The following is a 16,944-nucleotide window of genomic DNA, read 5'->3' as shown; positions in this document are numbered from 1 at the left end:
TACCATGCACGCGCACAAGACCGCATTGCTCAGCGCCTTGACCACCGCCCTGCTGGCCAGCGCCAGCCTGCAGGCCGCCGAACCGCTCAAGGCGGTGGGTGCCGGTGAAGGGCAACTGGATATCGTTGCCTGGCCGGGCTACATCGAACGGGGCGAGAGCGACAAGAACTACGACTGGGTGACCGGCTTCGAGAAGGAGACCGGCTGCAAGGTCAACGTCAAGACCGCCGCCACCTCGGACGAGATGGTCAGCCTGATGGCCAAGGGCGGCTACGACCTGGTCACCGCCTCGGGCGACGCCTCGTTGCGGCTGATCGCCGGCAAGCGCGTGCAGCCCATCAACACCGCGCTGATCCCCAACTGGAAGAACATCGACCCGCGCCTGAAGGACGGCCCCTGGTACGTGGTCAACAAGCAGACCTACGGCACCCCGTACCAGTGGGGGCCCAACGTGCTGCTGTACAACACCAACGTGTTCAAGACCCCGCCCACCAGCTGGGGCGTGGTGTTCAACGCCCAGGACCTGCCGGACGGCAAGCCCAACAAGGGCCGCGTGCAGGCCTACGACGGCCCGATCTACATCGCCGACGCGGCGCTGTACCTCAAGAGCGCCAAGCCCGAGCTGGGCATCCAGAACCCCTACGAGTTGAACGAAACCCAGTACAAGGCCGTGCTCGACCTGCTGCGCGCCCAGCACGCGCTGGTGCACCGCTATTGGCATGACGCCACGGTGCAGATGAGCGACGTGAAGAACGAAGGCGTGGTGGCCTCGAGTTCCTGGGGCTACATGGTCAATGGCCTTAAGGCCGACAACCAGCCCGTGGCCTCGACCATTCCACAGGAAGGCGCCACCGGCTGGGCCGACACCACCATGCTGCACGCCGAGGCCGCGCACCCCAACTGCGCCTACAAGTGGATGGACTGGTCGCTGCAACCCAAGGTGCAGGGCGACGTGGCGGCCTGGTTCGGCTCGCTGCCGGCGGTACCGGCGGCGTGCACCAGTAGCGAACTGCTGGGGGCCGAGGGCTGCAAGACCAATGGCGTCGACCAGTTCGACAAGATCGCCTTCTGGAAAACCCCGCAGGCCGAGGGCGGCAAGTTCGTGCCGTATAGCCGCTGGACCCAGGATTACATCGCGATCATGGGCGGCCGCTGAGCCCACGCCCTTGTGGGAGCTGGCTTGCCAGCGAGCTTTGAAGGCCCTCAAAAGCTCGCTGGCAAGCCAGCTCCCACATCCTCCACGCCACACTCTCCATGCCCACCGGAGTAGCGCATCATGACGCTTGCAGTCCAGTTCACCCAGGTTTCCCGCGTGTTCGGCGAAGTGAAGGCCGTCGACCGGGTATCCATCGATATCCAGGACGGCGAGTTCTTTTCCATGCTCGGCCCCTCCGGCTCGGGCAAGACCACCTGCCTGCGCCTGATCGCAGGCTTCGAGCAGCCCAGCAGCGGCTCGATTCGCATTCATGGCGCCGAGGCCGCCGGCCTGCCGCCCTACCAGCGTGACGTCAACACCGTGTTCCAGGACTACGCCCTGTTCCCGCACATGAACGTGCTGGACAACGTGGCCTACGGCCTCAAGGTCAAGGGCGTGGGCAAGCAGGAGCGCCAGCAGCGCGCCGAGGAGGCCCTGGCGATGGTGGCCCTGGGCGGCTACGGCCAGCGCAAGCCGGTGCAGCTGTCCGGCGGCCAGCGCCAGCGCGTGGCCCTGGCCCGCGCGCTGGTCAACCGCCCACGGGTGCTGCTGCTGGACGAACCCTTGGGCGCCCTCGACCTGAAGCTGCGCGAGCAGATGCAGGGCGAGCTGAAAAAGCTGCAGCGCCAGCTGGGCATCACCTTCATCTTCGTCACCCACGACCAGACCGAAGCGCTGTCCATGTCCGACCGCGTGGCGGTGTTCAACAAGGGCCGCATCGAGCAGGTGGACAGCCCGCGCAACCTGTACATGAAGCCCGCCACCCCCTTCGTCGCCGAGTTCGTCGGCACCTCCAACGTGCTGCGTGGCGAGGCCGCGCGGCTGGTGTGCGGCAGCGACCAGCCCTTCTCCATCCGCCCGGAACACATCCGCTTCGGCGAGGCCGCCACCGGCCACGAAGTGCAGGTGGACGGCGTGCTGCACGACATCCAGTACCAGGGCAGCTCCACCCGCTACGAGTTGAAGCTTGCCAGCGGCCAGGTAATCGCCATCAGCCAGGCCAACAACCAGTGGCAGGAGCCGAGCATCGTGCTGCAGCCTGGCCAGCGCCTGAGCGCGCGCTGGGCCCGCGAGGCGATGACGCCGCTGCGCGACGGCGAGGGCCTGTGACATGAGCCTGGCCCTGGAAAAACCGGCGCCGCTGGCGGACTACTCGCCCCTGCGGCGGCTGTGGAACCTGCTGTACCGCAAGCCCAACCTCTACCTGTCGCTGCTGCTGGTGCCGCCGCTGCTGTGGTTCGGCGCCATCTACCTGGGCTCGCTGCTGAACCTGTTGTGGCAGGGTTTCTACACCTTCGACGACTTCAGCATGACGGTCACGCCGGAGCTGACCCTGGCCAACTTCGCCGCGCTGTTCAACCCGGCGAACTTCGACATCATCCAGCGCACCCTGGTGATGGCCGTGGCCGTGTCGCTGGCCAGCGCCCTGGTGGCCTTCCCCATCGCCTATTACATGGCGCGCTACACCACGGGCAAGACCAAGGCGTTCTTCTACATCGCGGTGATGATGCCCATGTGGGCCAGCTACATCGTCAAGGCCTACGCCTGGACCCTGCTGCTGGCCAAGGGCGGCGTGGCCCAGTGGTTCGTCCAGCACCTGGGGCTGGAGCCGCTGCTGCAGGCGGTGCTGGGCATTCCCGGCATTGGCGGCAGCACCCTGTCCACCTCGCACCTGGGGCGTTTCCTGGTGTTCGTGTACATCTGGCTGCCGTTCATGATCCTGCCCATCCAGGCCTCGCTGGAGCGCCTGCCGCCGTCGCTGCTGCAAGCCTCGGCCGACCTGGGCGCCAAGCCGCGGCAAACCTTCATGCAGGTAATCCTGCCGCTGTCGGTGCCGGGCATCGCCGCCGGTTCCATCTTCACCTTCTCGCTGACCCTGGGCGACTTCATCGTGCCGCAGTTGGTCGGGCCGCCCGGCTACTTCATCGGCAGCATGGTCTACGCCCAGCAGGGCGCCATCGGCAACATGCCGATGGCCGCGGCGTTCACCCTGGTGCCCATCGTGCTGATCGCAGTGTACCTGTCCATCGTCAAACGCCTGGGGGCCTTCGATGCGCTCTGAACAACCCTCCATCGGGCTGCGCCTGGCCGCGTGGGGCGGGCTGGTGTTCCTGCACTTCCCGATCCTGATCATCTTCCTGTACGCCTTCAACACCGAAGACGCCGCCTTCAGCTTTCCGCCCCAGGGCTTCACCCTGAAGTGGTTCGGCGTAGCCTTCGCCCGCACCGACGTGGTGGAGTCGATCAAGCTGTCGCTGCAGGTGGCCTGCGTGGCCACGCTGATTGCCATCGTGCTCGGCACCCTGGCGTCAGCGGCGCTGTACCGGCGCAATTTCTTCGGCAAGGAAGGCATCTCGCTGATGCTGATACTGCCCATCGCTTTGCCCGGCATCATCACCGGTATCGCCCTGCTGTCGGCGTTCAAGAGCCTGGGCATCGAGCCGGGGTTGATGACCATCGTCATCGGCCACGCCACCTTCTGCGTGGTGATCGTCTACAACAACGTCATCGCCCGCCTGCGGCGCACCTCCCACAGCCTGATCGAGGCGTCCATGGACCTGGGCGCCGACGGCTGGCAGACCTTCCGCTACATCATCCTGCCCAACCTGGGCTCGGCGTTGCTGGCCGGGGGCATGCTGGCGTTCGCGCTGTCGTTCGACGAAATCATCGTCACCACCTTCACCGCCGGCCACGAGCGCACGCTGCCGATCTGGTTGCTCAACCAGCTCAGCCGCCCACGCGACGTGCCGGTGACCAACGTGGTCGCCATGCTGGTGATGCTGGTGACCATGCTGCCGATCCTGGGCGCTTACTACCTGACACGCGGCGGCGAAAGCGTGGCCGGCAGTGGCGGCAAATAACACCTTCAAGGGGACAACAACCATGCAAACCCAACTGCTGATCAACGGCCATTTCGTCGCGGGCGAAGGCCCGCTGCAAGCGGTGTTCAACCCGGCCCTGGGTCGCGTGCTGGTGGAAATCCACGAAGCCAGCGAAGCCCAGGTCGACGCTGCCGTGCGCGCCGCCGATGCCGCGTTCGACAGCTGGTCGCAGACCACGCCCAAGGACCGCGCCCTGCTGTTGCTGAAGCTGGCCGACGCCATCGAGGCCCACGGCGAAGAGTTGGCCAAGCTGGAATCGGACAACTGCGGCAAGCCCTACAGCGCCGCGCTGAATGACGAGATCCCGGCCATCGCCGACGTGTTCCGTTTCTTCGCCGGCGCTACTCGCTGCATGAGCGGCTCGGCCGCTGGCGAGTACCTGCCGGGCCACACCTCGATGATCCGCCGCGACCCGGTGGGCGTCATCGCCTCCATCGCGCCGTGGAACTACCCGCTGATGATGGTCGCCTGGAAGATCGCCCCGGCGCTGGCTGCCGGCAACACCGTGGTGCTGAAACCCTCGGAGCAGACACCGCTGACCGCCCTGCGCCTGGCGCAGCTGGCCAACGACATCTTCCCTGCCGGCGTGCTCAACCTGGTGTTCGGCCGCGGCCCCAGCGTGGGCAGCCCGCTGGTCAACCACCCCAAGGTGCGCATGGTCTCGCTGACCGGCTCCATCGCCACCGGCGCGCACATCATCGCCGACACCGCCGACAGCGTGAAACGCATGCACATGGAACTGGGCGGCAAGGCGCCAGTGATCATCTTCGACGACGCCGACATTGACGCCGCCGTGGAAGGTATCCGCACCTTCGGCTTCTACAACGCCGGCCAGGACTGCACCGCCGCCTGCCGCATCTACGCGCAAGCGGGCATCTACGAGCAGTTCGTGGAGAAACTGGGCGCTGCGGTCAGCAGCATCAAATATGGCCTGCAGGACGACCCCAGCACCGAGCTGGGCCCACTGATCACCGCCCAGCACCGCGACCGCGTGGCCGGCTTCGTCGAACGCGCACTGGCGCAGCCGCACATTCGCCTGGTCACCGGTGGCAAGGCGGTGGATGGCAACGGCTTCTTCTTCCAGCCCACGGTGCTGGCCGACGCCCAGCAGGATGACGAGATCGTGCGGCGCGAGGTGTTCGGCCCGGTGGTGTCGGTGACTCGTTTCGACGACGAAGCCCAGGTGCTGGGCTGGGCCAACGATTCCGACTACGGCCTGGCCTCGTCGGTGTGGACCCAGGATGTCGGCCGCGCCCACCGCTTGAGTGCGCGCCTGCAATACGGCTGCACCTGGGTGAACACGCACTTCATGCTGGTGAGCGAGATGCCCCATGGCGGGCAGAAGCTGTCGGGGTATGGCAAGGACATGTCGATGTATGGCCTAGAGGACTACACCACCGTGCGCCACGTCATGTTCAAACACTGAGTAACCCTGGACGCGGCCTGACGGCCGCTGCTACGGGTGTTTGGCACGTAACCACAACAACGACCTGGGGTGTGCCTGTGGGCACCACCCCCGGGCACCTGCAACCTGAATCTGCCGATTCCTTCGGAGCACACACATGAGCGTCACCCCTGACATGGCAGCCGTCGACCACGATGCCGAGCAGCTCAGGCAACTGGGCTACACCTCGAACTTCAACCGCAGCATGAGCCTGTGGGAAAACTTCGCCCTGGGCTTCACCTACCTGTCGCCCGTGGTGGGCGTGTACACCCTGTTCGGCCTGTGCCTGGCCGCCGGCGGCCCGCCGATGTTCTGGGCCTACCTGCTGGTGGGCCTGGGGCAGATGCTGGTGTGCCTGATCTTCGGCGAAGTGGTGTCGCAGTTCCCGATTTCCGGCGGCGTCTACCCCTGGGCGCGCCGGCTGGTGGGCAAGCGCTGGGCGTGGATGGTGGGCTGGATCTACTCCATCGCCCTGTGCGTGACCATCGCCGCCGTGGCGGTGGGCGCTGGCCCCTACCTGGCGGTGATGCTGGGCTTCGAGCCGAGCAACAACACCAACATCGTCATCGCCCTGGTGCTGACCCTGTTCGCCACCCTGGTCAACCTCAGCGGCACCAAGATGCTCGCACGCATCGCCATGTTCGGCTTCCTCTGCGAGCTGGTGGGCGCGCTGATCGTCGGCATCTACCTGCTGATCTTCGAACGCCACCAGCCGTTCAGCGTGCTGTGGAACACCTTCGACATCAGCGTCGACGGCTCCTACCTGCCGGCCTTCCTCACCGCCTCGCTGGCGGGGATGTTCCTCTACTACGGTTTCGAAGCCTGTGGCGACGTGGCCGAGGAAACCCCCAACCCCAGCAAGCGCATCCCGGTGGCCATGCGCATGACCATCTACATCGGCGGCATCTCGGCGATGTTCGCCTGCCTGGCGCTGATCCTCGCCGTGCCGGACATGCAGGCGGTGATCAACGGCACCGACAAGGACCCGGTCACCACCGTGCTCAACAACGCCTTCGGCAGCGTCGGTTCACGGGTGATCATGGCGGTGGTGATGGTCTCGTTTATCTCCTGCGTGATCAGCCTGCAGGCCGCCGCCAGCCGCCTGCTGTACTCCTACGCCCGCGATGAGATGGTGATCGGCAGCGGCCTGCTCAAGCGCCTGTCGGCCACCACCCAGGTGCCGGTCAACGCGCTGTTCGTAGCCGGTATTCTGCCGGCGCTGATCATCATCCTCGGCTTCTTCCTGCAGGACGCCGTGGCCACCATCGTCAGCTTCGCCGCCATCGGTATCTACCTGGCCTTCCAGATGATCGTGTTGGCTGCACTCTATGCGCGCCTGCGCGGCTGGCAGCCAAGCGGCCAGTTCAACCTGGGCCGCTGGGGCCTGCTGGTGAACGTCGGCGCGCTGGTGTACGGCATTGGCGCCATCATCAACATGGCCTGGCCACGCACGCCGGACGCCGCCTGGTACGTGAACTACGCCATGGTGGTGACCACCGTGGTGGTGATAGGCCTGGGCCTGCTGTACATGTGGCTGGCCAAGCCTTACGACCGCGGCAACGCGCCGGCGGGCGATGCCTGGAAAATCGGCCGCTGAAGCCTTGCGGCCTCAGCTCAACTCACGGGCCAGCAGGCGAAAGCAGCGGGACTCATCGTAGTAGTTGGCCAACTCGCCGCGCCACTCGTGAATCACCTGCTGCAGCGCCTGCGCCACCCGCGGGCGCTGCACCGGGCGCTGGTAGGCCCGGTCGGCGTACGGCAACAGGCGGCTGAGCTGCAGCTTGCGCCAGTCGCTGCCATCGAAAATGCTCGCGCTGAAATACCCCGGCTGCCCCTGCCGGGCCGGCTTGCCCGCATCCTGCGCGGGCGCGCTGACGTCACACCAATACAAGTAAATATCCCCACAGCCCCCGAAATGGTGATCGAACACCACGTGGCCGGTCACGGTAATTCGCGTTGGTCTTACCCTGGGCATCAAGCGCTTCCTCGCTGGTCTGGGTGAGTCGAGGGGGGATTATTGCGGGTGTGGCTGGGGGGATAACGAGGAAGGATCTGGCGTTTTTGTAGGATTTTTCTGAAGCGCGGTTTCTCTACCCCAAAACCGCATTTCGCAAGGCAGAATTGCCAGTCATCAATCATTTGCGGGAAGGCAGACATGGACGATCGAAAGGTGAGAGAGGCCGAGGGTTCCGTTTGGTCTCGGGATTTTTTTGACATTCTTGGACAACTTCCTTCCGATTTTCTAGAAGACGGTCGAGATGACCCGTTCCCCCAAGATCGCGAGAACCTGGTATTCGAGGAAGCAGCCCAATGAACCCTGTGGGGGCTGGCTTGCCAGCGAGTTTTTGGCGGCCCGAAAAGCTCGCTGGCAAGCCAGCTCCCACAGGGTTTCACCGCGACCTGCTCAAGTGTTCTTGACCACCAGCTTGGCAGCCTTGCCCGCTCACCTTGCATGGGGCGGCTACGAATCATCGATTTTTTACAGGTTTTTTTCCCTCTCCTTGCGAACCCCACGCCCACTTTGTTATCTGTTATGAGTTGATTGCGTTTGGCCGAGGGCATGTCCAGACCTTTATCTCGATCCAGCCTGGCAGCCAGGAGGCGGCCCGGATTATTTGCAGACAGGTTTATTTATGCACCGTAGGCACCTTCTCAAGGCCTCGATGGCGCTCGCCGCCTACACCGGGCTGTCCGGCACCGGCCTGTTGGCCGCGCAGGCCATGGCGGCCACCGCCGATGGCGATGCCGAGCCGTTCAGTTTCGATCTGCTGCAGGCCCAGGCCCGGCAGCTGGCCACCCAGGGCTACACCGACCGCAAGCAGGTGCTGCCGCCGACCCTGGCGAACATGACGCCCCTGCAGTTCAACGCCATCCAGTACGACCCCAAGCATTCGCTGTGGTACGACAACAAGGGCCAGTTGGACGTGCAATTCTTCCACGTGGGCATGGGCTTCAAGCTGCCCGTGCGCATGTACAGCGTCGACGCCGGCAAACAGCAGGCGCGCGAGGTGCACTTCCACCCGCCGCTGTTCCGCTACGACAACACCGGCGTGGACACCAAGCAGCTCAAGGGCGACCTGGGCTTTGCCGGGTTCCGCCTGTTCAAGGCCCCGGAGCTGGACAAGCACGACATCCTGTCCTTCCTCGGCGCCAGCTACTTCCGCGCGGTGGACGCCACCGGCCAGTACGGCCTGTCGGCTCGCGGCCTGGCCATCGACACCTACGCGAAGAAGCGCGAGGAGTTCCCCGACTTCACCAAGTTCTGGTTTGAAACCCCGGACAAGGAAAGCACCCGCTTCACCGTCTACGCCCTGCTGGAGTCGCCGAGCGCCACCGGTGCCTACAAGTTCGACATCGACTGCCAGGCCCAGCAGGTGGTGATGGCCATCGACGCCCACGTGTTCGCACGCACCGACATCGAACAGCTGGGCATCTCGGCCATGACCAGCATGTTCAGCTGCGGCACCCAGGAACGGCGCATGTGCGACACCATCCACCCGCAAATCCATGACTCCGACCGCCTGGCCATGTGGCGCGGCAACGGCGAGTGGATCTGCCGGCCGCTGAACAACCCAGCCACCCTGCAGTTCAACGCCTTCGCCGACAACAACCCCAAGGGCTTCGGCCTGGTGCAGACTGACCACGCGTTCAGCAGCTACGAAGACACCGTCGACGGCTACGACAAGCGCCCGAGCCTGTGGGTGGAACCGACCACCAACTGGGGCGAGGGCTCGGTCAGCCTGATGGAGATCCCGACCACGGGCGAGACCCTGGACAACATCGTCGCCTTCTGGACGCCCAAGCAGCCGGTCAAGGCCGGCGACGCGCTGAACTTCGGCTACAAGCTGTACTGGAGCGCCCTGCCGCCCGTGGGCACGCCGCTGGCGCGGGTGCATGCCACCCGTTCGGGCATGGGTGGCTTCACCGAGGGCTGGGCCCCCGGCGAGCACTACCCCGAAGTATGGGCGCGGCGTTTCGCCGTGGACTTCAAGGGCGGCGGCCTGGAGCGGCTGCCCGAAGGCACCGGCATCGAGCCGGTGGTGACGGTGTCCAGCGGCAAGGTGCAGGACTTCAATATCCTGGTGCTGCCGGACAAGGGCTACCGCGTGACGTTCGACTGGTACCCCACCAGCGACAGCGTCGCGCCGGTGGAGATGCGCCTGTTCATCCGCACCCAGGACCGTACGCTGAGCGAGACCTGGCTGTACCAGTACTTCCCGCCAGCGCCGGACAAGCGCAAGTACACCTGACGCGGCGCCTGGGACGCGGCCTCTGGCCGCTGCTACAGGCGTAGCAGCAACTACCTTTGTGGGAGCAATGTAGCAGCGGCCGCAGGCCGCGTCCCGGGGCCACTCAATCGCGCAGGTCGGACTCGTGTATCGGCTGGTCGCGATGGGTGGCGCGCTGGTATTGCGCCGGCCACGTCGCCTGGCGGCCGCCCAGGTCGTCGTCGGCGTGCAGCGGCCAGTACGGGTCGCGCAGCAGTTCGCGCGCCAGCAGGATGATGTCCGCCTGGCAGGTGCGCAGAATGTGCTCGGCCTGGGCCGGCTCGGTAATCATGCCCACGGTGCCGGTGGCAATGCCCGACTCCTTGCGCACCCGTTCTGCGAACCGCGTCTGGTAACCCGGCCCGGTAGGGATCTCGGCGTTCGCCGCAGTGCCGCCTGACGACACGTCGATCAAATCCGCGCCCAGCGCCTTCAGGCGCTTGGCCAACTCCACGGTTTCATCAGGGTTCCAGCCATCCTCCACCCAGTCGGTGGCCGACACTCGCACGAACACCGGCAGCTCTTGCGGCCACACGGTGCGAATCGCCTCGGTCACCTGCAGGGTCAGGCGGATACGGTTCTCGAACGAGCCGCCGTAGCTGTCCTGGCGCTGGTTGCTGATGGGCGACAGGAACTGGTGCAGCAGGTAGCCGTGGGCCGCGTGCACCTCCACCACCTTGAAATTGGCTTTCAAGGCACGCCGCGCCGCCTCCACGAACGCCAGGATGACTTCCTGGATCTGCGCTTCATCCAGCGCCGTGGGCGCGGTGTGGCGGGGGTCGAAGGCGATTTTCGAGGGCCCCACCGGCACCCAGCCCCCCTCGTTCACCGGAATGCTGCCGGCCTTGCCCAGCCACGGCCGCCAGGTACTGGCCTTGCGCCCGGCGTGGGCCAGCTGGATGCCGGGCACGGCGCCCTGGGCGGTGATGAAGCGGGTGATGCGCTGCAGCGGTTCGATCTGTTCGTCGTTCCACAGGCCCAGGTCTTCGGGGGTGATGCGGCCGTCGGCGGTGACTGCCGTGGCTTCGGTGAACACCAGGCCGGCGCCCCCCACGGCGCGGCTGCCCAGGTGCACCAGGTGCCAGTCGTTGGCCAGGCCGTCGACGCTGGAGTACTGGCACATGGGCGACACGGCGATGCGGTTGGGCAGGGTCAGTTGACGCAGGGTATAGGGTTCGAGCAGCAGGCTCATGGGGCACCTCTCAAGGCATGTGATCGGGCGCAGACAATGTCTAGAGCCTAGTCGACAACGCCGCCTTGAGCAGGGTTCAGCCGTTTCTCAGCGTGGTTCCATGTGGGCGATCAGCAATTGCACGGTTTCCTGGCCGCGGAATTCGTTGACGTCGAGCTTGTAGGCCAGCTCCACCCAGCGCACGGTGGGGTTGGGCCACACCTCGCGGTCGATGCCGAAGGCGATGCCGTCCAGGCGCACCGAGCCGCACTCGCTCTTGAGCACCACTTTCAGGTGGCGCTCGCCGACGACCCGCTGCTCGGCCAGCTGGAACACACCGTGGAACAGCGGCTCGGGGAAGTGCTGCCCCCAGGGCCCGGCGTTACGCAGGGCGCGGGCCAGCTCCAGGTGGAACTCTTCCACGGCCAGGCTACCGTCGGTGAGCAGGCGCCCGGTGAGGTCGTCTTCCTGCAGCTGCCGGCGCACTTCCTCGTCGAAGGCCGCGGCGAACGCCGGGAAGTTGGCCTCGGGCAGCGACAGGCCGGCCGCCATGGCGTGGCCGCCGAACTTGCTGATCAGCTGCGGGTGGCGCGCGGCCACCGCGTCCAGGGCGTCACGGATGTGGAACCCTGGCACCGAACGGGCCGAGCCCTTGAGCATGCCCTCGCCGGCGTCGGCAAAGGCAATGGTGGGCCGGTGGTAGCGCTCTTTCAGGCGCGAGGCGAGGATCCCGATCACGCCCTGGTGCCAGTCGGCGTCGAACAGGCACAGGCCGAACGGCATGGACTCCACCGGCAGGTCCTTGAGCTGCGCCAGCGCTTCACGCTGCATGCCCTGCTCGATGGATTTGCGGTCCTGGTTCAGCTCGTCCAGCTGCGCCGCCATGGCCTGGGCCAGGGCGGTGTCGTCGCTGAGCAGGCACTCGATGCCCAGGCTCATGTCGTCCAGGCGGCCGGCGGCGTTCAGGCGCGGGCCGAGAATGAACCCCAGGTCGGTGGAGGTGATGCGCCGATGATCGCGCTTGGCCACTTCAAGGATCGCCTTCAGGCCAGGCCGCGCACGGCCGGCGCGAATGCGCTCCAGGCCCTGGTGCACCAGGATGCGGTTGTTGGCGTCCAGCGGCACCACGTCGGCAACGCTGCCCAGGGCCACCAGGTCCAGCAGCTCGCCGATGTTGGGCTGCGGACGGTTGTCGTAATGGCCCAGGCTGCGCAGGCGCGCGCGCAAGGCCATCAGCACGTAGAAAATCACCCCGACCCCGGCCAGCGACTTGCTGGGGAATTCGCAGCCCGGCTGGTTGGGGTTGACGATGGCATCGGCGGCCGGCAGCTCGTGGCCGGGCAAGTGGTGGTCGGTGACCAGCACTTTCAAGCCGGCGGCCTTGGCGGCGGCCACGCCCTCGACGCTGGAAATGCCGTTATCCACGGTCACCAGCAGGTCGGGTTGCCGTTGCAGGGCCACGGCGACGATTTCCGGGGTCAGGCCGTAGCCGTATTCAAACCGGTTGGGCACCAGGTAATCGACATGGGCCGCGCCCAGCAGGCGCAGGCCCAGCACGCCGACGCTGCTGGCGGTGGCGCCGTCGGCGTCGAAGTCACCGACGATGAGGATGCGCTGGCGGTTGGCCAACGCGTCCACCAGCAGGTCCACCGCCGCGTCGATGCCCTTGAGCTGCTGGAACGGAATCAACCGCGCCAGGCTCTTGTCCAGTTCAGCCGCCGACAGCACGCCCCGCGCCGCGTACAGGCGGGTCAGCAGGGGCGGCAGGTCGCCGAGGAAGGGCAGGATGGCAGGCAGTTGACGCGGTTCGATACGCATGGGGCTTCTTATCTGTGAGGCAAGGTCAGGAAAAGGACGTGGCGGCTTAGCCGCGTTCGCCCATCAACCACTCCAGTTGCACTTCGTGCTGGCCGCGGTCGTCGGTAACGAAGATGGTGCCTTCGCTGATCATCACGTCCCACTTGATGGCGCGGGGCATGTCCTTGGCCAGGGTTTCCAGCACTTCCTGGGGCACGGCGGCGATGTTGACGTTCTTCAGGTTCTTCACCGCGTCCACCACCTTGGTCTGCCACACGCGCAGGCTGCCGTAGGCCAGCAGGCTGGTGCGCTCGGTGCGGCGCGAGCACCAGGTGAGGCGGTCGGCGTCGGGCTGGCCCACTTCGATCCAGTGCACCACGCGGTCGTCCAGGCTCTTTTCCCACAGGGCCGCTTCGTCCACGTCCGACAGGCCACGGCCGAAGGACAGCTGCTCGTTGTACCAGAAGGCGTAGGCCAGCAGGCGCACGGCCATGCGTTCTTCGGTTTCCGAGGGGTGACGGGCGATGGTCTGCTTGACGCTTTCGTAGACCCCACGGTCAAGGTCGGTCAGATTGAGTTCGAATTTGTAGGTCGTGGAGGGCTGGGCCATGAAGGGGCTTCTTGCTACGAGGAAAAGTCGCACAGTCTAACCGATCATGGCCTAATCAACTAAGACCGATGGCCGACAACTTACCCAGCAGGCGCAGACCTGTGTTATCTAGACATTCAGCTGTTTCGGAGCCCGTATCATGGAAGGTCGCCGCCGATTGACGTTGCTGTTGTTGTACCTGGGCCTGCCACTGGTCGCCCAGGCTGGGGAACCACTGACGTGGCTGGTGCGCGATCTGCCGCCCCTGACCATCGAGAGTGGCCCGCGCGAAGGCCAGGGGGCCGTGGACCGCATGCTGCCGCTGCTGATGCAGGCGCTGCCGCAGTACGAGCACAGCGTGGTGCGGGTCAACCGCGCCCGCGCTTCGCAAATGCTCCAGGAAGCGCCGCTGAGCTGCGACCCGACCCTGCTGTGGACCGCCGAGCGCAGCCAGTCGGTGGTGTATTCCATGCCGGTGCTGGCCAGCCAGACCAACGGCCTGATCATCCGCCGCCAGGACCGCCACGGTTTCAACACCTTCATCCACCACGGCGAGCTGGACCTGCCGGCCGTGCTGGCCAGCCCCAACATCAAGATCGGCCGCGTAGCCGAGCGCAGCTACGGCATGGCCATCGACACCATGCTGGCAGCAGCGCCCAAGGGGGCGGTCAACGCCCATCACGGCAACGACGCGGTGGCCAGCCTGCTGCAGATGCAGCAGCACGGGCGCCTGGACGGCGTGCTGGGGTATTGGCCGGAGGCGTTGTACCTGGCACCCCAGGAGCAGATCAGCGCCAACGACCTGCTGTTCCTGCCGGTGCGCGGGGTGCCGCGCTACCAACCGGTGTACGTGGGCTGTTCGAACACCCCAGCCGGCAGGGCGGTAGTCGAGCAGTTGAACCGCGTGTTGGTGGGTCTGCGCAGCACCACGTTGCCGGGGTTCTATGCCGACTGGCTGGACCCGGCGAGCCGTGCGGACTACCTGCGTGATTCCCGGCGCTTCTTCGAGGAATCGGCCCGCGCCAGCCCCTGAATCGCGGGCAAAAAGAAACCCCGGGCAGTGGGGAAGCTACCCGGGGTCAAACGTGGCCACTGTGGGCCAATACGACAGGTGACTGACACCGGAGCACAATGTCAGCCCCCCTGCCCTTACAGGATCGGAACACACCTGCGCGGGAAGGTTCCCTACCTCATCGAAGCACTGGCCACAGGCGCTACCGCGGCTTGCGCCAGGGCAGCCAGCATGCACGGCTGCAGCCGCCCCTCGACGACCATCAGGTCGCGATGCAGGCCGTCAACCACGTCCGTGAGGGCGTGCTTGTCGGCGAACTGGCGGCGGTTGAAGCGTCGATCCAGCACCAGAGCGCCGGTCGAATCGCGCAATATCACCCGGCATTCAAGCGGGCCGCCCACGTCAACCACGTCCACGTGGTAGGGCGTCAGTGCTTCAGTCAGCAACTCGTTGATATTTTCCATTCGATCACCACTCAGTTGTTCGAAATCAAGGTGTCTATCAATGACCCGTCGACAGTGCAAAAAGTTCTAAAAACGGCTCCGACGGGGAGTTAACCTGCCGTTTCAGCTTGCCCGTCGAATATGACAGTTGGAATGTGCAAAAAGCCAGCCCCCCGGCGAATGTGCCAGACTCCTCGCCTGGAACAGCCACCGCGCTTGGAGCCTTACCGTGAATACGCCTTCCCACTCGCCGCTGCGCATCCTGGTGGCCGACGACCACCCGATTTTTCGCATCGGCCTGCGCGCCGTACTGCAACAGGACCCGGACCTGGCGGTGGTGGGCGAGGCCAGCAGCCCGTCGGAGCTGACCCAGTGGCTGGAAGAAGGCCAGTGCGACCTGCTGATTACCGACTTCATGATGCCGGCCGAACACCAGAACGACGGCCTGCGCCTGCTGGAGACCGTTCGTCGGCATTGGCCGGAACTGCCGATCCTGGTGGTGACCATGCTCAACAACGCCGGGCTGTTCCGCTCCATGCTGGGCTTGGGCGTGAAAGGCCTGCTGGGCAAGGCCAGCCTGGTCAGCGAACTGCCAATCGCCATCGCCCAGGTGCGACGCAACAAGGTGTTCATCGCCGATTCGGTGAGCCAGGCGCTGCTGCAGGAGGGTGAGGTGCGCCCGGACCGCATGTTCGAGCGCGAAGCGCTGTCACCCCGGGAGATCGAGGTGACCAGGCTGCTGGCCGGTGGCCTGTCGGTGGGCGAGATCGCCGCGCAGCTCAACCGCAGCAAGCAGACGGTCAGCGCCCAGAAGGTCAGTGCCATGCGCAAGCTGGGGGTGGCCAACGACGCCGCCCTGTTCATCTACCTGCAGGAACATGGCCTGGCCTGAGCCCTGCGCTCAGGCCTGGCAAGGCTGGCCGTGCTGCGCAGCCCAATGGCTGAGGTCGCGGGTGGCCATCCAGGCGCCCAGCGCTTCCTGCGACATGGGCCGGGCCACATAGGGGCCTTGCAGCGCCGGCTGCCCCAGGGCCTGCAGGGCGTGGAAGTCGCTGGCGCTTTCCACCCCTTCCACCACCACCCCCAGGCCCATGCGCCGCGCCATGATCAGCGCCCCAGCCACCACCGCAGCCTTGCGACCGTCCTGCGCCATGCCGCGCACGAACCGGCTGGGAATCTTCAGCTCCGAGAACGGCAGGTCCAACAGGCGCTGGATGTTCGACTCACCGGTGCCGAAGTCATCGATGGCCAGCTGGCAGCCCAGCATGCGCAGGCGCAACAACGCTTCCACCTCCAGGCCATTGGCAGGGCCCTGGCGGGTTTCGCGCATTTCCAGGGTCAGCACCGTGGCCGGCAAACCCGCCTGCTCGAGCAGCGCCTGGAGCTGGGCGGTGAAACCTTCAGCCTCGATAAGGCCCGGCGCCATGTTGACGGCTACCGGCAGCGCTTCACCGGTGTGCTCGCGCACCGACGCGCTTAGCTGCAACGCAGCTTCCAGCACATGCCAGGTAAGCTGCGGCAGCAGCCCCGCATAGCTGACCAGCGGCAGGAAACTTGCCGGCGACAGCAGCCCCAGTGCCGGATGCTGCCAGCGCACCAGGGCTTCGACCCCCAGCAGGCGGCCGTCGATGGCAACCTTGGGCTGGAACCACACCTGCCACTGCTGGCGCAGCTGGGGCAGGCGCTCGAGCGTCAGCTCGTCCAGGCCGACCAATTCGTTGACCTCCACCAGGGGCATCACGCCGGGCGCTGTCCCTTGCTCATACCGTTGCAACAGGTCGTGCAGCACTGCCGGGGTGGCCGGTTTTTCCAGCACCCCCAGCACCTGCAAGCCAAGGTGCCGGGCCAGTTGGCCGACGCTGTCGAGCACGCCGCGTTCCAGGCTCGACAGGATGATCAGCGCCTGTGCCTGGCGGTGGCGCGCCAGGTGGCGGATCAGTTGCAGGCCGTCGCCTTCCTCCAGCTGCAGGTCGCAGATGGCGATGTCGACAGGGCCGCGGTTTTCCAGTGATTGAAGCGCGGCATCGACACTTTCGGCCGTCAGGACATCGAAGACCCCGCTGGCGTTGAGCATTTGATGCACCGCCATGAGTTGGAAGGGGCTGTCTTCGAGAACCAGAACTTTCAGTGCGTGCATGTGCAT

The 16,944-nt window shown here is 65.8% G+C and carries 15 protein-coding genes; 9 read left to right on the top strand and 6 right to left on the bottom strand.

Features of this window, described 5'->3' with window-relative positions:
* Nucleotides 1–4 precede the first annotated feature (4 nt).
* The 6 genes from ydcS (at nucleotide 5) to ACWKWX_RS23015 (ending at nucleotide 7,118) form a co-directional block, all read left to right on the top strand.
* Nucleotides 5–1,156: a putative ABC transporter substrate-binding protein YdcS gene (gene ydcS / locus ACWKWX_RS23040; protein WP_416422789.1), complete on the top strand. Its 1,152-nt coding sequence runs from the start codon at nucleotides 5–7 to the stop codon at nucleotides 1,154–1,156.
* A gap of 120 nt (nucleotides 1,157–1,276) precedes the next feature.
* Nucleotides 1,277–2,305 carry an ABC transporter ATP-binding protein gene (locus ACWKWX_RS23035; protein ID WP_483829015.1) on the top strand — a complete coding sequence of 343 codons (1,029 nt, stop codon included), beginning with the start codon at nucleotides 1,277–1,279 and terminating at the stop codon, nucleotides 2,303–2,305.
* Between the two features lies 1 nt (nucleotide 2,306).
* Nucleotides 2,307–3,257, top strand: a complete 951-nt coding sequence (locus ACWKWX_RS23030; protein ID WP_416422787.1) for an ABC transporter permease — start codon at nucleotides 2,307–2,309, stop codon at nucleotides 3,255–3,257.
* Nucleotides 3,247–4,056, top strand: a complete 810-nt coding sequence (locus ACWKWX_RS23025; RefSeq protein ID WP_416422786.1) for an ABC transporter permease — start codon at nucleotides 3,247–3,249, stop codon at nucleotides 4,054–4,056. Before ACWKWX_RS23030 ends, ACWKWX_RS23025 begins: the two co-directional genes overlap by 11 nt.
* Before the next feature lie 22 nt (nucleotides 4,057–4,078).
* Nucleotides 4,079–5,503 carry a gamma-aminobutyraldehyde dehydrogenase gene (locus tag ACWKWX_RS23020; protein ID WP_416422785.1) on the top strand — a complete coding sequence of 475 codons (1,425 nt, stop codon included), beginning with the start codon at nucleotides 4,079–4,081 and terminating at the stop codon, nucleotides 5,501–5,503.
* 136 nt (nucleotides 5,504–5,639) lie between these two features.
* Nucleotides 5,640–7,118 carry an APC family permease gene (locus ACWKWX_RS23015; protein ID WP_473005561.1) on the top strand — a complete coding sequence of 493 codons (1,479 nt, stop codon included), beginning with the start codon at nucleotides 5,640–5,642 and terminating at the stop codon, nucleotides 7,116–7,118.
* Between the two features lie 12 nt (nucleotides 7,119–7,130).
* Here the strand turns inward: ACWKWX_RS23015 and ACWKWX_RS23010 are convergent, their stop codons facing one another.
* Nucleotides 7,131–7,496, bottom strand: a complete 366-nt coding sequence (locus ACWKWX_RS23010) for an MBT domain-containing protein (RefSeq protein ID WP_416422783.1) — start codon at nucleotides 7,494–7,496, stop codon at nucleotides 7,131–7,133.
* Between the two features lie 658 nt (nucleotides 7,497–8,154).
* Between ACWKWX_RS23010 and ACWKWX_RS23005 the strand changes: the two genes are divergently transcribed.
* Nucleotides 8,155–9,771 carry a glucan biosynthesis protein D gene (locus ACWKWX_RS23005; RefSeq protein WP_416422782.1) on the top strand — a complete coding sequence of 539 codons (1,617 nt, stop codon included), beginning with the start codon at nucleotides 8,155–8,157 and terminating at the stop codon, nucleotides 9,769–9,771.
* A gap of 103 nt (nucleotides 9,772–9,874) precedes the next feature.
* On the opposite strand, the gene ACWKWX_RS23000 is transcribed toward ACWKWX_RS23005, so the two are convergent.
* The 3 genes from ACWKWX_RS23000 to ACWKWX_RS22990 all read right to left on the bottom strand — a co-directional run bounded on the left by ACWKWX_RS23000 (nucleotide 9,875) and on the right by ACWKWX_RS22990 (nucleotide 13,367).
* Nucleotides 9,875–10,981: an NADH:flavin oxidoreductase/NADH oxidase gene (locus ACWKWX_RS23000; protein WP_416422781.1), complete on the bottom strand. Its 1,107-nt coding sequence runs from the start codon at nucleotides 10,979–10,981 to the stop codon at nucleotides 9,875–9,877.
* An 87-nt stretch (nucleotides 10,982–11,068) separates the two neighbouring features.
* Nucleotides 11,069–12,778, bottom strand: coding sequence for a single-stranded-DNA-specific exonuclease RecJ (gene recJ, locus ACWKWX_RS22995; protein ID WP_473005560.1), 1,710 nt, complete (start codon nucleotides 12,776–12,778; stop codon nucleotides 11,069–11,071).
* Between the two features lie 46 nt (nucleotides 12,779–12,824).
* Nucleotides 12,825–13,367, bottom strand: coding sequence for a YaeQ family protein (locus ACWKWX_RS22990; RefSeq protein WP_416422779.1), 543 nt, complete (start codon nucleotides 13,365–13,367; stop codon nucleotides 12,825–12,827).
* Nucleotides 13,368–13,506: 139 nt separating this feature from the next.
* Here ACWKWX_RS22990 and ACWKWX_RS22985 point away from each other — a divergent pair, with 139 nt between their 5' ends.
* Nucleotides 13,507–14,379: a TIGR02285 family protein gene (locus tag ACWKWX_RS22985; RefSeq protein WP_483829014.1), complete on the top strand. Its 873-nt coding sequence runs from the start codon at nucleotides 13,507–13,509 to the stop codon at nucleotides 14,377–14,379.
* Nucleotides 14,380–14,531: 152 nt separating this feature from the next.
* Here ACWKWX_RS22985 and ACWKWX_RS22980 read toward each other — a convergent pair whose 3' ends face one another.
* The gene (locus ACWKWX_RS22980) at nucleotides 14,532–14,822 is read right to left on the bottom strand and encodes a DUF3509 domain-containing protein (protein WP_416422777.1); all 291 of its coding nucleotides are present in this window, start codon (nucleotides 14,820–14,822) and stop codon (nucleotides 14,532–14,534) included.
* Between the two features lie 208 nt (nucleotides 14,823–15,030).
* On the opposite strand from ACWKWX_RS22980, the gene ACWKWX_RS22975 reads away from it, so the two are divergent.
* Entirely contained in the window at nucleotides 15,031–15,693 is a 663-nt protein-coding gene (locus tag ACWKWX_RS22975; protein ID WP_473005559.1) for a response regulator, read from the top strand.
* Between the two features lie 9 nt (nucleotides 15,694–15,702).
* On the opposite strand, the gene ACWKWX_RS22970 is transcribed toward ACWKWX_RS22975, so the two are convergent.
* On the bottom strand, nucleotides 15,703–16,938 hold the full coding sequence (locus ACWKWX_RS22970) for an EAL domain-containing response regulator (RefSeq protein WP_483829013.1): 1,236 nt from the start codon (nucleotides 16,936–16,938) through the stop codon (nucleotides 15,703–15,705).
* Nucleotides 16,939–16,944: the final 6 nt, after the last annotated feature.

The sequence above is a fragment of the Pseudomonas imperatae genome, from assembly GCF_057128625.1.
Note: the sequence above shows the minus strand (reverse complement) of the source record. Positions and strands in the feature narration are given on the sequence as shown.

Bases quoted from the DNA above. Each gene is read 5' to 3' on its own strand.
- ydcS (WP_416422789.1), top strand. From the start codon at position 5: ATGCACGCGCACAAGACCGCATTGCTCAGCGCCTTGACCACCGCCCTG.
- ACWKWX_RS23035 (WP_483829015.1), top strand. From the start codon at position 1,277: ATGACGCTTGCAGTCCAGTTCACCCAGGTTTCCCGCGTGTTCGGCGAA.
- ACWKWX_RS23030 (WP_416422787.1), top strand. From the start codon at position 2,307: ATGAGCCTGGCCCTGGAAAAACCGGCGCCGCTGGCGGACTACTCGCCC.
- ACWKWX_RS23025 (WP_416422786.1), top strand. From the start codon at position 3,247: ATGCGCTCTGAACAACCCTCCATCGGGCTGCGCCTGGCCGCGTGGGGC.
- ACWKWX_RS23020 (WP_416422785.1), top strand. From the start codon at position 4,079: ATGCAAACCCAACTGCTGATCAACGGCCATTTCGTCGCGGGCGAAGGC.
- ACWKWX_RS23015 (WP_473005561.1), top strand. From the start codon at position 5,640: ATGAGCGTCACCCCTGACATGGCAGCCGTCGACCACGATGCCGAGCAG.
- ACWKWX_RS23010 (WP_416422783.1), bottom strand. From the start codon at position 7,496: ATGCCCAGGGTAAGACCAACGCGAATTACCGTGACCGGCCACGTGGTG.
- ACWKWX_RS23005 (WP_416422782.1), top strand. From the start codon at position 8,155: ATGCACCGTAGGCACCTTCTCAAGGCCTCGATGGCGCTCGCCGCCTAC.
- ACWKWX_RS23000 (WP_416422781.1), bottom strand. From the start codon at position 10,981: ATGAGCCTGCTGCTCGAACCCTATACCCTGCGTCAACTGACCCTGCCC.
- recJ (WP_473005560.1), bottom strand. From the start codon at position 12,778: ATGCGTATCGAACCGCGTCAACTGCCTGCCATCCTGCCCTTCCTCGGC.
- ACWKWX_RS22990 (WP_416422779.1), bottom strand. From the start codon at position 13,367: ATGGCCCAGCCCTCCACGACCTACAAATTCGAACTCAATCTGACCGAC.
- ACWKWX_RS22985 (WP_483829014.1), top strand. From the start codon at position 13,507: ATGGAAGGTCGCCGCCGATTGACGTTGCTGTTGTTGTACCTGGGCCTG.
- ACWKWX_RS22980 (WP_416422777.1), bottom strand. From the start codon at position 14,822: ATGGAAAATATCAACGAGTTGCTGACTGAAGCACTGACGCCCTACCAC.
- ACWKWX_RS22970 (WP_483829013.1), bottom strand. From the start codon at position 16,938: ATGCACGCACTGAAAGTTCTGGTTCTCGAAGACAGCCCCTTCCAACTC.